Raw genomic sequence first — 15333 nt, forward strand, 5'->3', positions numbered from 1 at the left:
ACGGAGGCCGGGGGAGATGGCGAATGTGCGGACTTCGCGCACGGCAGTTCCGATAACAGGAGGTTGGATTCAGGTGAAGCATCGGTTGGAACGGATAGATACGGTGCTGCTGCGCGTGCCCGATTTGGAGCGGACGGTACGGTGGTATACGGAGACGCTCGGCTTGAAGATCAAGTGGCGCACCGATTTGATCGCCACGCTGAAGGCGGGCGACGGAACGCCGATCACCTTCGTGCCGCAGGATACGGTGAAGGAGGCGTGTCCGTTTTTCAATTTTTACACGTCCGACCTTCGGGGGGCCTATGAGGAAATGAAGCTTCTCGGGGTGGAGGTCGGGCCGATTCGCGATTACGGAACCGTACAAACGTTCGATTTCAAGGATGACAGCGGGCAGTTGCTGAACGTGTGCCATTTTTAATGCGGAGGAGGATCGAAAATGACCCAATCGCTTGTCCGTACGAAGGAGAAGGCGTTTTTTGAGGAACATGGCTATCTGGTCGTTCGCGGCGCGTACGATCCGGAGCAATTGGAAGAATTGAGCGCCGAGTATTTGTCCATCTGGCTCGGGCTGCTTGCGTCGGGCGAAATTGTGCAGCATCCGGACCGGCCGCTAGAAAGCTTGTACCCGAACCGGCTGCGGGATTTTCACCGGGGGAACGAGAAGATTGTCAAGTTCATGCTGGAGCCCCGGGTTATTGCGACGCTGGAGGAGCTGATCGGGGAAGAGCCGGTTGCGGTGCAATCCAGCTACTATTACAAGCCGCCGGGCACGCGGGGACTCGGGTATCATCAGGATAACTACCATATCGGCGTATGGCCGGACACGTCTTATGCGGTATGGGTAAGCCTCGATCCGGCCGACGAAGAGAACGGCAGCCTGCTCTTCGTGCCGGGAACGCAGAAGCTGGACCTGGTCTCCGCCGAGGTGCTGCCAGGAAGCTGTAACGCTTACAGCAGTGAAATTTTGTGCGTGCCGGAAGGATATGAACCGGTTCAAATCCGCACCACTCCGGGCGACGTCGTTATTTTCAACGGCAATATGTATCACGGTTCGACGCGCAACAAGACGGCGTACCGGTATCGCCGTTCGTTTGTCACGCATTTTGCCGGAGCGAGTCTGGAGAAAGTAACCCTGAATTACGGCTATCTGGTCGACAAGCATGGCGAGAGGGTCAGGCGCAAGCTCAATTCGTCCCCGAAAATCATCGAAATGCAGCAATCGATTTTTACGTACAAGGACACGAGTTTGTACGATCAATACATTCAGCGAAACTAAATTCCGGTACGAATGGAGAGGAGGAGACGGAGATGCGCTTCCGTTATGCTTTGTCCAGCCCAAAAGTCAGGGAAAAAGCGAAAGAAGTGGCGGAGTCGATGTATTACTTGTCCGAACGCATTACGGCGGTGCGAGTCGGCGAGACGGAGCTCGAGGTCGACTACGGGGGGGATGACGAGGAAGCCTTTCGCCGGAAGGCCGAGCGCTTCCTGCATGACAACCTGAAGATCCGGCTCATCCCGCGCAAGACGCTGAAGGACAACCGGACGGCGAAGCCACCCCGGCCGTGCCGGGAGCAGGCCCCGCTCGCGCCGGTCGGCAGCTTGCGATTGACCGAGGATGCCGCATTGGCCGAGCAGGCGCTGGATCGGTTGTTTTTTGACATGGCTGCAGGCTACGGCGCGCAAATGAGACGCTACCCGTCCTTTATGACGATGGAGCACATGATGCGCAGCGGCTATATGTACCATTATCCGCAAAACGTGTACGGCGTTTCGGAGGTGGAACATGAGCAGGAAACGTTGGAGCGCTGTCGCTCCCATTTGAGCGAGAAGCTGCCGCTCGGGGAGCTGATGCGGCATAACGAGCTGTATTTGCAGCCTTGCGTCTGCTATCACGTATATGCGGAGTTAGCCGCCGAACGGCGGAAGCCGGGCAAGCTGGAGTTGTTCTCCGCCGCCGGTCCGTGTTACCGGCATGAGCACCGGGCGCGCCTGTCGCCTGTCCGTGTACGCGAATTCCGGATGCGCGAAATCGTGTTTCTCGGGGAGGAACAACCGGTGGAGCAGATGCGGGCCACCCTAGTGGAGGATTCGTGGGCGCTGTTCGAGCGGCTTGGGCTGCGCGGGTATCTGGAAACGGCGACGGACCCGTTTTATTTTCACGACGACGGCGCCATGCTGTTCTACCAGCAATCCGGCGCGCTGAAGTACGAATTGCGGGTGACACCGGACGACCAGACTGGCGCCGCCATTACGTCGTTCAACTTATGCGGCTCGCTTTTATGCCAATCGTTCGGGATCGACGACGGCAGCCATACGTTCCACTCGGGCTGCGTCGGCTTCGGCATCGACCGCTGGGTGCAGGCGCTGCTCATGACGCATGGGCCGGTCATCAAGGAGTGGCCGCAGACGGTACGGGAGATGCTTTTTCCCATCCCATCGAGTGGCAGGCATCGGGGGGAGCGTCCTTTGATCGGCGGGGCGAGAGCTTATCGGCCGCACTGACGAAGCTTGTTGAGAAAGTGGTCAGGGAGCACTACAGGTAGTACGAGGGGGTGGGGTATACACTTCCGGTCGCTGCTCCACCCCACAAAGTGAAGTTAAATCAGAGAAGCTAGTCCGAGTACTTTGCGGGGACCCCGGGTCTGCAGGAAATTTGATTGAAGCCGCTTAAACAGCGGATATTTCCCGCAGACAAAGGCGATCGCTATCGCTCCTCCAGTGCATACCCCACCTCCGTATGTTTCTCTGTATTAGTTAAACCACTTTCTCAACACTACTAAGGCGCTAACCGAGTTAGCGCCTGCTTTCGTAAAAGGTACCGGATTTATACGCGCAAAGCCTCAATAATGGCAGACGTTTAGCAGCCGGCCGTCAATGTCGCGGAAGTCGAAGGTGGCCATATCGCCGTAATGGCGGATCGGACCGGGATCGGCGCCGTGCTCCGTCAGATGCTTGTGGGCTGCATTGATATCGGGCGTGTAAAAGTTGAAGATCGGGTGCTCCTCCTCCAGCACGGCGGCGTCGATCAGCGTAAGGGGACTGCCGCTTCCCGCGTGGAAGGTCGCTGCGCCCCGGGAACGGTATCCCGGCGTCAATCCGAGCTTCTCCCCGTACCATTCGATGGACCGGTCGAATTCCTCGGCGATTAGAAATACGGTATCCACCCGGCTGAACAATTCGGACATGTCATTTCCTCCTTTGATATTCATCGATAAATTGCAGCTTATGATAGCGGTTCATCCGGCGCTGCATCAGCTCGCCGTGACGATTGCGCAAATCGAGGTGATGCACCATGATTTTTTCGGTGCTGGCGCCGGCGAAATGCGTGACGAACGCGCGCCGGAACCGGTGCTTGGTGACATTCGGATTGGAGCCGTGCAGAATGTTTCCGCCGAACACGACGGCATCCCCCTGCCTTGTCCGCACATGGGCCACTTCGTAGCCGCGGGGCACCGGTACCGCCTGCCCGTAAACGGACGCGTGACCTGGAATTTTCGGCGGAAGCAGCCCCAGATGCTGCGTTCCCGGCACGAAACGAAGTCCGCCGTTATCCGGATCGGTATCATCCAGAGAAATCCATACGGCACAGGTCGTACCCGGATCCACCCCGATATCGTAATTATCCTGATGAAACGGAAGCGCCGCCGCCCCCGGAGGCTTGAAAAAGCAACCGGTTCCGATGGCCAGCGCCTCTTCGCCGATGATCTGCTCGACGATGTCGAACTGGCGCGGATCGGTCATAACGCCGAGCAGGTACTTGCTGGTCAGATGCACGTCGCGCAGCGGAGGAAACAAGCTGTCGAGCGGCCGTTTCGGCTGCTGCACAATGGAGCCCGCGACGATGCCGTCGAGCCAAATTTTGTCCAGCTCTTGCTTCATCTCTTCCGTCTCCTGCCGGGTATACAGCCCTTGAATCACCGCATATCCATTTGTGTCAAAAAACGCTCGCTCATCGGTTGTCATCCATCTGGTCATCCTTCTTCCCTGCCTTGTCCCTTATTCGGATTTCGGCCCGCAGCCGTTTGTTCCACTATAAGTGAAAACGAAAGCGGTTGCCTAGGCGTTTGTTGCCGGGCCGTCCGGAGTTTGTTGCGGAGTGCGGCGATGCACGGCGAACGCCGAACAGTCGGCCAACGTACGCCTATTGATGCGGTTGTTCCCGTGCTAAGATGGCACAAGACGAAGCCTTGAGCGATCAAAAGGAGCGAAGCCATGCGGAAAGCAGTGGATGTCAGAAGTTTGACGAAACGGTACAAGGTCCCGGTGAAGCAGGAAGGGATTGGAGGCGCGCTGCGCGGTATTCTCCGTCCTGAATACCGGGTGAACGAAGCGGTCAAAGGCATCGATATCAGCATTGAGCCGGGCGAAACGGTCGGTTTCATCGGACCGAACGGGGCGGGAAAAACAACCGTACTGAAGATGTGCTCGGGCATCCTGTCGCCCACATCGGGCTACGTGCGCATACTCGGACATGAGCCTTCGCTGCGGAAGCGGGAATATTTGCGGCAGATCAGCTTTGTGATGGGCCAGCGCAGCCAGTTGTGGTGGGACATTCCGGCGATCGATTCGTTCACGCTCAACCGGGATATCTACGAAATCCCGGAGAAGCGTTTTCGGCAAAGGGTGAACGACTTGTCCTCCGCGCTGTCGGTCTACCCGCTGCTGAGCGTGCCGCTGCGCAATTTGTCGCTTGGCGAACGAATGAAGATGGAAATCATCGGCTCGCTGCTGCACGATCCGAAAATCGTGTTTCTCGACGAACCGACGATCGGACTCGATCTGACCTCGCAGCGAAGCTTGCGCAGTTTTGTCGGCGAATACAGCCGAAGCGGTGCGACGACGATTATGCTGACCAGCCATTACATGGAAGATATCGTCACGCTTTGCCGGCGCATTATTGTCATTAGCGAAGGCCGGATCGTCTACGACGGCAGCCTGGAGGAGGCCAAACGCCGGATGGGTGGAGGGCAGATCGTCAAGGTCCGCTTCGCCTCGCTTCCGGAAGAAGAATGGCTGGATCAGCGGCGGGATGTTCTGATGTCTTGCCGGGATTACGATTTTACCTTTCGGCTGGAACGGGAGCGGGTACCGGATTTCATCGCCTCGACCGGGCGCTGGATGCCGGTGGATATCAGCGTCGAGGAGCCGCCCATCGAAGATACGATTGAGCGGCTGTACGGGAAGGAGGGTCCGCATGCGGAGGTTACGTAAATACGGGACTGTCTGGCTGCTTACCGTGCAGGATGCGATGATGTACCGGTTAAGTTTTGTCATAAGCTGGCTGATCAATCTGTATACGCTTCTCATCCCGCTGGCGATGTGGGCGATGATTTTCCGCGAAACGCCGGACATTGCCGGTTACAATGCCCATTCCATGATGCTGTACCTGGTCGTTATCGCACTATTGAAATACGTCGTCCTGGCGGACGGCATCCATTACACGATTGCCGGCGATATCGAGAGCGGCAAGCTGAACCAGTATTTGAACAAGCCGGTCCATTATTTCGCGTATATGTTTTTCGTTAATGCGGGACGCCGAAGCATTCAGTTTGCGCTTCTGTTCATCCCGCTTGTCGTGATGCTGCCCGGATTAACGGCGGCTGGTCTGCTCGCTCCCGATGCGCTTCCACAGCAGCCGGGCTGGGCGATCGCGAGCGCGCTGCTCGGGCTTACGATCAGCTTTCTGATCTTTTACTGCTTGGGCTTGGTGGCTTTTTGGTTCGTGCGGTATCATGTGCTGTTCATATTTTTCAGCAATGTTTACTGGTTTTTGAGCGGTATGTGGTTCCCGCCGGATGTGTTTACATCGCTCGAATGGCTTTTCCGTCTCGTTCCATTTCCGTATCAAGTGTATTTTACCGCAAAAATTTGCACGAATGGACTCACCGAACGGCAGATTATGGAAGGGATCGGCTGCCAGCTGCTGTGGATCGGCATATTATCGGCCGTCTCGTATTGGATCTGGCGAAAAGGCGTGAAAAGTTATCAGGCGGTGGGAGGATGAACGCGTGAGAAGGTATGGGAGAGTATATTTGACGTTTTTGCGAATCGCGCTAATTCGGGAAATGCAGTCGCCGCTCCATTTTATATTTTGGGGCATCGGGATGTCCGTGAATTTCGGCTTGTTTATCTATTTTTACCGGACGATTTACGGCCATGTGGATGCTATTGCGGGGTGGACCAAGTACGAAATGCTGTTTTACCGAGGGTTCGCCGAGCTGTTTTTTACGCTGTTTCTGATGCTCGCGATCAATAACCTGCAGACGCTTCCCGAAAAAATTACGACGGGCCGGCTCGATTTCGTTCTGTTAAAGCCGATCCACTCCCAGTTCATGGTTTCGCTGTCGGATCCGCATCTGGGCTTTGCGCTCAATCTCGTATCGGCGCTGGGCATGATCCTCTACAGCTCCGCGCATATCGGCTGGGAGGCCGATTGGTTTCGGCTCGGAGGGGCGCTGCTGTTTACCGCTATCGGTCTTGTCATGCTGTACTCGGTGTGCATGGTGATCGTGACCTTGTCGATGTGGGTTCAGCGAGCGGAGTTCGTCAATCAGGTGTTTTTTTCACTGTTCGGTTTTTTGTTCGTACCCTCCACGGTATACGGGGGCGTCTCGCGAATCGTCTTCTCCTACGCGCTGCCGGTTTTGTTCGTGTTTACGGTTCCGGTCGGTCTGCTGCTGGACAAAGGGTCTGCGGAGATGCTGATCGCCACGCTGCTGCTTGCGCCGGTATGGTTTGCGGCCAGCTGGTATTTTTGGCGGACGTCCGTCCGCTTCTATACGAGCACGGGCTCGTGATCGAACGGGCAAGCAAGGGAGCCCCTAGCGGACGGCGGATTGATTGCATGAACGAACATAAGGCTGCCGACTTGCTCGACAGCCTAAGTTTGCGTATGGGCGCCTAGTCGCGTCAATTCCGATTAATTCGCGGAGCGTTTATCCGCCCCAAGGTGCTTGGCGATGCACAGGGAGCTGCAGAACCATTCCCCGTAATAGTGCCAATTCGGTTCCCCGGCATAAATCGGGTTCGCGCATCGGACGTAAGCGCAATCCGCAACCTGCGTCGGATAATCGGCCTGGCGGTCGGGCAGCCCGATTTCAAAGCGATCGAAGGGATACATGAACGACCGTTCCTCCTTTACTTGTGCTGCCTTTAGCATACGATCGCCGAAACGTAAGGACTCGCGTTTTGTTGTCGGATTGTCGGGTAAATTTGCGCTCAATAAAGGGGAATATGAAGAAAATATGTCAAATTAAGACTAAAGGTTAGCAACAAATGCAGATCGTTCCTAAATTTACCTGTTGTAAAATGAAACAAAATCATGGTCAGGGGAAGGAGCGATTTACTTGAGTATGTTATTCATATTTCCAAAACCCGGTGATTGCGAAGAAAGCAGCAAAATTATGAGTCAGCTCTCCCATAAGACACAGCTGGTCATTACGGGATGCTTTCAAGAAGTCGTGAAAATTGCAACTGCACGTCGCTATCATTTGATAGCGTTTTTAACCTTCGACGACGCATTCCCGGCTTCATGGTATGTCCACGAGCTTGTGACGAACCACAGTCCGACCATGATCTTGACCAAGGTCAGAGAATCTCACATTCAATTGGTTAACGATTGGATGCAGAGGATGGCCCCCTGTCCCGAGTGCGCCGAGGAGCATTCGTTGTTCGGCGAATCTTTGAAATATATCGATCAAAATCTTTGTGAAACCGACCTATCGCTTCAAACGGTGTCTGATCATATTTTTGTAAGCAAATATCATTACTCAAGAGTATTTCAGAAAAAAACGGGGGTTGGCTTCAAGGAATACATTATGAGCCGCAGAATCGAAACGGCTAAAAAGCTGTTGATAAAAGGAGAGTCGGTGACGAGCGTCTGCTATTCGGTCGGCTACAACGACTTGACGCATTTTTCTAGAATATTCAAGCGTCTGGTCGGTATCAGTCCGTCTACTTACCGCAAAACCGTTTTCGAGCCGGCGCCGTCCCTACCGATGAGTATCCCATCGAAAGCCTACACGGGTTAATGCGGGAGCCGAACGTTAATTCTGCCTAAGGAGGAGCTTGAACATGAAGCCCGAACGAGAGACCGGGGATGCCGGCTACATCGAACTGGAAGAGGCGATGCGCGAGGAAGCCGAACGCACGGACGCCGTCTCGGACATCCCGGACGCGGAAACGGAAGTTCCGCGCGATCCTTGCTTTTACAGCAGTCCGTTCCATATGGTGCATATGTCCTTCTTCTATTCGGCGGGGCAGTATTACCCCATTTCGTTAGGAGGTTTAGCCGTCATGGCCGCAAAATTCAAGTGGGATGCCCGGTATTTCATTTTATTGTTTTTAATTAGCTTTGTCTTCGCGGGACAATTTTTTCTCGGCTTTTTCCAGCGATGGGACAGCTTCTTCGCGTCCGTTCTCAGCGCGGTGGTAACCGAGCTTCTTTTGGCGAGGATTCTTCTAAAAAAATGGATTTTTCCGTTAAGCGCTATCATTTCCGGCATCGGCCTCAGTTTGCTGCTCAGCTCCTATCTGGTTTGGCCTTATGTGCTGGCCGCCGTCCTGGCGATCGTCATGAAATATGTCATACGCATCGGAGGCAGCCATGTGTTCAATCCGAACAACATAGCCATCGTGTTTCTGCTGTTCGTGCTGCCCCAATATGCGGTCAGCACGCCGAAGCAGTGGACGAACGGCATCGACGTGATGATCTTGATCCTTGTCCTGGGCTTTATCGCAGCGGGCGCGGCCAAGCGTTTGGACACGGTGCTCGCGTTCGTGCTCAGCTTTGTGCTGTTCGCGGCCCTGCGCCATTACTTGTTCGGCGAGCCGCTTTATTACGCCTTCGGACCGATGCTCGGCGCGTCGTTTCAATTGTTCACCTTTTTCATGATCACCGATCCGAAGACGACGGCCCCTCACCCGGCGGCACGGATGACGGCGGCGTTTCTGATTGCGTTCGTCGATGCGCTGTTCCGCCTTCAGGCGATTACGAATTCGTTGTTTTATGCGGCGTTTATTGTGACCGTGCTGTACGGCATTCCGTACCGTCTCATATCGCTAAAGCGCCGTAATAAGTCAATAAACGCATAGGAGGGCGGGATCGTGCGATTTTTTCATGCGATGGATTTGCGGCCTTATTTCAACAACCGGGGATTTACTTACGAATCCCGGTGCGGGGAAGGCAGGCTCACCATGGGCTCCTCTTCGTTTCCGGCAGAATCGATCCGGTTTGGCCGGATGTACCGGTTCGGCGGCATTCCGTTCCGGTATCAGACGTCGGAGGGCGGAGACAATATCGAAACGTCCGGCCAAACGGTCGCTTTACCATGGATGCCCGGGGCGCTTGACTGCGTTCATGCGCTGGGCGTTTCGGCGAACGGGGATTCATTCGACCGCGTTTCTTTTGTCGCGGGGGACCGGCTGCTTCATACGGCGCGTCTGGCGCTGACGGATTTTGTATCGGACCGCCCGGCTTTCGGCGACCGTCTGGCGATGACGCTTCCGTGCATGCACATGGTATCGGGCCGATATGCGCATGTCCGGCCGAATCTGTGGATCTGTTCGATTCCGTACCCCGGGGAGGCCGGGGCGGCGCCCGCTCTTGTGTTCGAAGATAATCCTTCCATGCATATTTTTGCAATGACGCTGGAATACCGGAGGAGGCCGAATGGATTACGCACCGTATATTCATAACTATCACAATTGTACGCAAATTATTGTGGCCGCCATGCTGAAACGGCTCGGTGCCCCGACAGAGCTCGTATGGAATCAGGCGGGATTCGGATATAAAGACGAAGGAGACTACGTCATCGTCGATCCGTATTATACGCCGGTTCGGCGGCAGTTGGCCGACTACCACGGAATCGATTGGGTCGAAGTCTGCAGCCCGGATGCCGGCGATCTGACCGTCCAGCTTGACGAATGGCTGGCGTTGGGAAGAACGGCGGGCGTCATCTCGGACATGTATGAGCTGCCGTACCATGCGTATTACCGGCAAGCGCACGATTCGCATGCGGTCGAGGTGATTGGGACGGCGCCGGGCGGTTACGTCGTATGTGATCATTATTATCAGTATGTCGGGCCGATTTCCAGACGGGAGCTGATTGCTGCGATGGAGTCGTACCAATCGAGATACGGCGGATATAAGGATTTGCATTTGTTTTATTTGACCCGGCAGACGGAGCAAAACTGCGCCGGAGCTTCATTTGATCACCGCAGGGCGATTCAGCGAAACGTCGATGCGATGCAGGGGCGTCCGCCTGAGGCGGATTTGGATGAAACGATGCGGCACGGGCTGTCGGCGATTCCGGTTTTTGGGGAAAAGCTGATGCGGCTGCTGGAAACCGAGAGCGAATGGCTTGACCTGACGCACAAAATGATTAAGGAAGTTTCCTTCACCCGGTATCATTTTCATGTGTTTCTCGGCTTGTGCGGACTGCCGGAGCTCGCCGGAAAAGCGTTGGAGGCTTCGCAGCACTGGCAGGTGATGGGCAATATGGTCGCCAGGGGGCTGCTGCGCAAGGAAGCGAAGTCGCTGCGTGACCGAATCGAAGGCCGCTTTGCACGATTGCTGGAGGCGGAAGCGGACCATACGCAGGCGTTGGCCGGGTGGCTGCTGGCCCATCCCAATTGGAGTATGCCGGAACGTTAGGCGGAGCGGCAAAAAAGAAGCGAAGTTTTGAACGGGCGTCAAACTTCGCTTCTTTTTTGTGCACGTTTGATGTGGAGCTGCTAGTGATACCAGCCCAGCTTGAAGCCCCAGCTGCCAATATCCAGCGCCCGGGCCAGGCCCCAATAGTATATGAAATAGGCGCCCCCGATGAAGAGTGCGATGGAGCTGACCAGTCGCGGCTGGTGGGGGCGCTGTGACGCCCAGCGGAGGAGCCGGCTGCCGAAGGCGTAGACGAGGCCGAGAAACAAGAGCACCATGAAGGCGATTTGGCCGAGTCCCTGCACGCCCATGGCGAGAGAAGCGTAGAGCGGATTGCCGGATGAAGCCGCATAGACGAGAAAGTCGCGAAAGACGGGAAACGGCCGGCCGACGGAGAAGATGCCGACCATCGTTCCCATGATCCCCGCTTGAGTCAGCGGCCGGGCGAAGAACGAACGCACGCCGGCCGGAAGCCGGGATTTCAGTCCGTCCATAAATCCGAAGGCAAGCGCGCCCCAAGCGACCATAACGATGCCAAGCGACGTAAACGTGACCTGGGCCCGCCCCAGGCGGGCGCTGCGATCCGTAAACGCCTCGATGCCGGCTGCGCCAAGGCTGCCGATGTACAAGCCGTACAGCAGGCAGACTGCGACGACGGCAAAGGCAAACACGCCGAAGGCCCGGAGAGCGGCCGATCGGGATAATCGGCGGTCTGCGCAGGCCAGACCGGGAATCATCGCAAACACGACGCAATTGCAAGCGGTAAAAGTAGCAGCCAAGCCGGCGACGGATGCGAACAGGAAGCCGAAGCCGAGTCCGCGTTCTCCGTAGGAGCCCGCCAGCTCGGACGTTTTCCCGATCGTATGGCCGGCGACGATTTCGTTGCCGAAGCCGTCCACGAGCTTATAGTTCCAGAACCCGGCGATGAAGACGCCGACGGCGATACCTATCAGCGCCCAATAGATTCGTTTGCGCATCGGATACCATAAGGCAAGCGAATCGTCCGTTATTGCGTTTCGTTCGTTCATGAGGCTTAGTTCCTCCGTTTCCTCGAGTGGTTATGCAGGTGAAAACGATGCCCGTTCTCTTTTCATGATACGTGGAGCGACGGGCTTCTTCTCTGCTTTACTTGAGTTCACGCATTTCGTTCGTTTCGTAGTTTGGAGGCGCAGCTGCCGGCGAACGGCAAAAGCCGAGCGGCCTCCCGCCGAAGCGTGTTACCCTGAACCAAACCAGTGCGCAAAAGGAGGCTGACATGAACTGCAAGCTGCGTCTGTCTTGCCAAGTATCCGTCTGGGGTGATCGGACGGAGGAAGCGATCCGTTTCGTTGCCGGGACAGGCTGCCCGGCCGTCGAAATCGGAGGCCCGCATCTTATGTCGTACGAGCACCGCTTGTTCGAGCTCCAGCAGCTGTTGACCCGGTACGGCACTTCGGTATCCGGCGTTTACGAATTCGGCCATTTTGAGAATTGGCGCGGGCGGCGGGCGATCTATACGCATCACGAACGCTTGGGCCGGCTCATGAAGCAAGCGAGTATTCCGATGGCTGTGCTTGGTCCCGGCATCCGGTATAACAGAAACCGTACACCCGAAGAACGGCAAAAACTGCTTCGCATGATCACGGAAATTGCTTCCAGATACGAGATGCATGGGGTTCGCGCTGCCATTCATCCGCACTGGGGCCACTGCATCTTTGACGGGGAAGATATCGAGCTGGTCATGAATGAAGGTCCGGCGGAGCTCGGTCTTGTGGTAGATGTCGTGCATACGGCGGAAGCGGGGCTGGATCTTTACGGACTGCTGGAACGCTACGGGTCACGCATCCTGGGGATTCATGTAAAGGATTACCAAACGATCGATTCGCCACCCTCCGGCAGATTCCGACGGAGGACGCGGTACAGCCCGCCGGGCCTCGGAGAAGGAAATATTCAGGAGCTCAAGGACTTCCTGGGGAAAATGGGTTATGGAGGCTGGGTCGTGCTCGAAGCGGACGAATCCGGGGAAGAGCCGGAAATTTCCATATCGGCGGCGCTCAACTACTGGCGGGAATCGTGCCTGATCGGGAGGGGAGAGGGATGAGAATCGTCGTCGACTTGGACGGAACGATCTGCGAGCTCAAGAGGCCGGAACAATCGTACGGCGACGTCCTCCCGCTGCCGGGAGCCGTAGCTGCGCTTCAAAGACTGAAGGCCGAAGGGCACGAAATCATTATTCATACGGCCCGCAACATGAAAACGCAGGGCGGCAACGCCGGTAAGGCCGTCGCCCGTATCGGAGCGCTCACTCTGGCCTGGTTGGACAAGCACGAGGTGCCGTACGACGAGATCGTCTTCGGCAAACCTTACGGCCACGTTTATATCGACGATCTGGCGCTGACGTTTCGCGACTGGCCTTCCGTCATGACCAAACTGGAGCAGAACGGAGGGAGGCTGTGAATATTGTCATACCGATGGCCGGGAGGGGCACAAGATTCCGCGAGGCTGGCTTTACCGTGCCGAAGATGCTTATTGAGGCGGCGGGGAGGCCGATGCTCTATTGGGCGCTGGACAGCCTGAAACCGCATGTGAATCTCGACGGCGCCATATTCGTCTGCTTGGCCGAGGATGCCGAGAGCCACCCGCTGCACCGGACGGTGCTGGACTATTCGCCGTCTGCTCGCATCATCGAGCTGGAACGGGCGACAGGCGGGCAAGCTTTGACGGTGCTGGAGGCGAAGCCGTTTCTGAATCCGGACCATCCGCTGCTCATTTACAATTGCGACACGTATATGCGTATGAACCCGTCCGTTCGCTTCGAGCGGACGGCAGGGATCGACGGCGTTATTCCCGTTTTCCGCTCGCAGGCTCCGGAGCTCAGCTACGTGCAGGTCGATGAAGCCGGCATCGTAACGGCGGTGCGGGAGAAAGAAGTCATTTCGCCCTATGCGACGGCAGGCATGTACCATTTTGCCGAAACGCGGCATTTTGTCGAAGTGGCAGAAGAAGCGCTGGAGTGCAAGCAGACCGTAAACGGCGAATATTACGTGGCTCCCCTTTATCATGAGCTTATCCGCAAAGGACACCGCTTCCGGATCGAACCGGCTGAGGCTTGTTATCCGATCGGAACGCCCGAGCAGCTGCAAGCTTTCGAACGTTCCGTCTACGAATTAACTCGGGAAGGGGAACGCCAGAATGACGAATATTTTTTTCGGGCTTAGCGGGGGACTTGGCCCCTTGATGCGGAACGCGCCGACCGCAGAACGTTTCATCCAATCGGGGGCCTCGGTGTACATGTCCATCTACGGCGAGAGCAGCATGGCGTGGGTAGAACGTCTCGGATACAAGTTTCTGGTCGACGACGATCCGACGATGCCCGATCCGGACAAGCTCATTCCTCCGCAGCCGGCGATCTACGACTTGGACCATTATTATGCGCAGATGGGATTGCTCGACGAGCGGTTCGTGGAAGCGTGGATTCGCCAGCGCATCCGCATGCTGGAGAGCATCGGAGCGGACCTCGTTATTGCCGATATGAGCCCCCATACGCTGATTGCCGCCAAGGTGCTCGGGATTCCGTCCGTTTCCATCACCCAATCGTGCTTTCACCCGGATGGAAAACCGCTGTATTTTTGGGGGACGCCGCCCCGTAATTTGCCGAAGGTGACGCCGGTCATGAACCGGCTGCTGTATACGTTCGGACTGCCGGCGGTGGAGCGGATGGAGGAGCTGTTCCGAGCGGATGTCGATATCGTGCCCGGCATTCCCGAGATGGACCGCATTTACAATAACCGGGTCCGTTACGTCGGTCCGATCTCAATGAATATGCCTGTCTCCGCGGGCGCAGAACTGGAGAAAAACTTCCGGCGGCCTGCCGTGCTCGTCTATCCGGGCAGGCTGGCCGACTCGGCGGGCGATTCCGGCATGTATCTGGTAAAAGCGGTATTAAGCGCCTTCGCCGAAACCCCTGTCTTCGTCGTTATCGCGACGTCGGAAGCGCTGCCGGAGGCATGGCTTGCCAGCCTGCCGTCCAACATCCGGATCGTTCCTTTCGTGGAGGAGGAGCGGGTCGGCGAGTTCGATCTGTTCATTCATCATGGCGGACACGGCAGCTGTATGTCGTCGATTGCAAGGGGAGTCCCTTCGCTGATCATTCCGACGCATACGGAACGGGAATTCAACGCCAGGCATTTGCACGAGCTCGGCCTCGGCGAGTATATGATGCCGCGTTCGTTCAGTCCCTCCCACTTGTACGATCTGTCGAAGTACATCATGCAGGACGAATACCGCGACCATGCCGGGGATCTGCAAAAGCTGCTGGAAAAGCGCGGGTACCAAGGCGCGCTTTCGGTATTCGAGTGCGCGCAGCAGCTGCTTCGGGGCACGAACCGCTCAACCACTTGTTGAAGCGAGCTGCATATTATTTTGAAACGAAAGGTGGATCACCATGAAGCCGATTATGGAGACGGTCAAAGAAACGCTTAGCGCCTATTTGTCCATCAAGCCGGAGGAAATCGGGGATGAGGACAGGCTGTACGAGAGCCTGGGCATCGATTCGGCGGCGATCGTTTCGCTGCTGCTCGAATTGGAGCAGGCGTGCGGCGTCGCGTTCGATCTGGAGGAGCTGACCCCTGAGCATTTGGCGTCGGTCCGAAGCCTGTCCTTGACGATTCAGGCGCTGAAAGACGACGAATAAGCGGGGA

At 56.4% G+C, this 15333-nt stretch carries 19 protein-coding genes; 15 read left to right on the plus strand and 4 right to left on the minus strand.

The window, feature by feature from the left end; translation table 11 throughout:
- Nucleotides 1–73: 73 nt before the first annotated feature.
- Genes ET33_RS12325 through ET33_RS12335 form a run of 3 tightly spaced genes read left to right on the plus strand, consistent with a single transcriptional unit; the run spans nt 74 to nt 2502 of the window.
- Nucleotides 74–418, plus strand: a complete 345-nt coding sequence (locus ET33_RS12325; protein ID WP_036682465.1) for a VOC family protein — start codon at nt 74–76, stop codon at nt 416–418.
- Nucleotides 419–436: 18 nt separating this feature from the next.
- Complete coding sequence (locus tag ET33_RS12330; protein ID WP_036681334.1) at nt 437–1276, plus strand: phytanoyl-CoA dioxygenase family protein; 840 nt, start codon at nt 437–439, stop codon at nt 1274–1276.
- Nucleotides 1277–1308: 32 nt separating this feature from the next.
- Complete coding sequence (locus tag ET33_RS12335; protein ID WP_051775284.1) at nt 1309–2502, plus strand: aminoacyl--tRNA ligase-related protein; 1194 nt, start codon at nt 1309–1311, stop codon at nt 2500–2502.
- 338 nt (nt 2503–2840) lie between these two features.
- On the opposite strand, the gene ET33_RS12340 is transcribed toward ET33_RS12335, so the two are convergent.
- Nucleotides 2841–3185 (minus strand): VOC family protein, encoded by a 345-nt coding sequence (locus tag ET33_RS12340; RefSeq protein ID WP_036681339.1) that lies wholly within the window; start codon nt 3183–3185, stop codon nt 2841–2843.
- Nucleotide 3186: 1 nt separating this feature from the next.
- Nucleotides 3187–3975, minus strand: a complete 789-nt coding sequence (locus ET33_RS12345) for a phytanoyl-CoA dioxygenase family protein (RefSeq protein ID WP_036681341.1) — start codon at nt 3973–3975, stop codon at nt 3187–3189.
- Between the two features lie 237 nt (nt 3976–4212).
- Between ET33_RS12345 and ET33_RS12350 the strand changes: the two genes are divergently transcribed.
- The 3 genes from ET33_RS12350 to ET33_RS12360 are packed head-to-tail and all read left to right on the plus strand — an operon-like array spanning nt 4213 to nt 6797.
- Entirely contained in the window at nt 4213–5211 is a 999-nt protein-coding gene (locus tag ET33_RS12350) for an ABC transporter ATP-binding protein (RefSeq protein WP_036681343.1), read from the plus strand.
- On the plus strand, nt 5195–6004 hold the full coding sequence (locus ET33_RS12355) for an ABC transporter permease (protein ID WP_036681345.1): 810 nt from the start codon (nt 5195–5197) through the stop codon (nt 6002–6004). The genes ET33_RS12350 and ET33_RS12355 overlap by 17 nt, the downstream gene beginning before the upstream one ends.
- A gap of 4 nt (nt 6005–6008) precedes the next feature.
- Nucleotides 6009–6797, plus strand: a complete 789-nt coding sequence (locus ET33_RS12360) for an ABC transporter permease (RefSeq protein WP_152570626.1) — start codon at nt 6009–6011, stop codon at nt 6795–6797.
- Between the two features lie 122 nt (nt 6798–6919).
- Here ET33_RS12360 and ET33_RS12365 read toward each other — a convergent pair whose 3' ends face one another.
- Nucleotides 6920–7120 (minus strand): hypothetical protein, encoded by a 201-nt coding sequence (locus ET33_RS12365; protein WP_036681349.1) that lies wholly within the window; start codon nt 7118–7120, stop codon nt 6920–6922.
- 232 nt (nt 7121–7352) lie between these two features.
- On the opposite strand from ET33_RS12365, the gene ET33_RS36360 reads away from it, so the two are divergent.
- The 4 genes from ET33_RS36360 to ET33_RS12385 are packed head-to-tail and all read left to right on the plus strand — an operon-like array spanning nt 7353 to nt 10654.
- Nucleotides 7353–8030 carry a helix-turn-helix transcriptional regulator gene (locus ET33_RS36360; RefSeq protein ID WP_051775286.1) on the plus strand — a complete coding sequence of 226 codons (678 nt, stop codon included), beginning with the start codon at nt 7353–7355 and terminating at the stop codon, nt 8028–8030.
- Nucleotides 8031–8073: 43 nt separating this feature from the next.
- Nucleotides 8074–9093 (plus strand): RnfABCDGE type electron transport complex subunit D, encoded by a 1020-nt coding sequence (locus ET33_RS12375; protein ID WP_235206703.1) that lies wholly within the window; start codon nt 8074–8076, stop codon nt 9091–9093.
- A gap of 12 nt (nt 9094–9105) precedes the next feature.
- Nucleotides 9106–9696, plus strand: coding sequence for a hypothetical protein (locus ET33_RS12380; protein ID WP_036681351.1), 591 nt, complete (start codon nt 9106–9108; stop codon nt 9694–9696).
- Nucleotides 9671–10654: a BtrH N-terminal domain-containing protein gene (locus ET33_RS12385; RefSeq protein WP_036681353.1), complete on the plus strand. Its 984-nt coding sequence runs from the start codon at nt 9671–9673 to the stop codon at nt 10652–10654. Before ET33_RS12380 ends, ET33_RS12385 begins: the two co-directional genes overlap by 26 nt.
- An 80-nt stretch (nt 10655–10734) precedes the next feature.
- On the opposite strand, the gene ET33_RS36365 is transcribed toward ET33_RS12385, so the two are convergent.
- Nucleotides 10735–11682, minus strand: coding sequence for a hypothetical protein (locus ET33_RS36365; RefSeq protein WP_051775287.1), 948 nt, complete (start codon nt 11680–11682; stop codon nt 10735–10737).
- Nucleotides 11683–11909: 227 nt separating this feature from the next.
- On the opposite strand from ET33_RS36365, the gene ET33_RS12400 reads away from it, so the two are divergent.
- Genes ET33_RS12400 through ET33_RS12420 form a run of 5 tightly spaced genes read left to right on the plus strand, consistent with a single transcriptional unit; the run spans nt 11910 to nt 15326 of the window.
- The gene (locus tag ET33_RS12400) at nt 11910–12734 is read left to right on the plus strand and encodes a sugar phosphate isomerase/epimerase family protein (protein WP_051775288.1); all 825 of its coding nucleotides are present in this window, start codon (nt 11910–11912) and stop codon (nt 12732–12734) included.
- Entirely contained in the window at nt 12731–13090 is a 360-nt protein-coding gene (locus ET33_RS12405) for an HAD family hydrolase (RefSeq protein WP_036681362.1), read from the plus strand. The genes ET33_RS12400 and ET33_RS12405 overlap by 4 nt, the downstream gene beginning before the upstream one ends.
- Nucleotides 13087–13851 carry a glycosyltransferase family 2 protein gene (locus ET33_RS12410; protein ID WP_051775289.1) on the plus strand — a complete coding sequence of 255 codons (765 nt, stop codon included), beginning with the start codon at nt 13087–13089 and terminating at the stop codon, nt 13849–13851. The genes ET33_RS12405 and ET33_RS12410 overlap by 4 nt, the downstream gene beginning before the upstream one ends.
- A complete protein-coding gene (locus ET33_RS12415; protein ID WP_036681364.1) occupies nt 13826–15037 on the plus strand; it encodes a glycosyltransferase in 1212 nt (403 codons plus the stop codon). The genes ET33_RS12410 and ET33_RS12415 overlap by 26 nt, the downstream gene beginning before the upstream one ends.
- Nucleotides 15038–15077: 40 nt before the next feature.
- The gene (locus tag ET33_RS12420; RefSeq protein ID WP_051775290.1) at nt 15078–15326 is read left to right on the plus strand and encodes an acyl carrier protein; all 249 of its coding nucleotides are present in this window, start codon (nt 15078–15080) and stop codon (nt 15324–15326) included.
- Nucleotides 15327–15333: the final 7 nt, after the last annotated feature.

The organism is Paenibacillus tyrphae (assembly GCF_000722545.1).
Lineage (GTDB): Bacteria > Bacillota > Bacilli > Paenibacillales > NBRC-103111 > Paenibacillus_G > Paenibacillus_G tyrfis.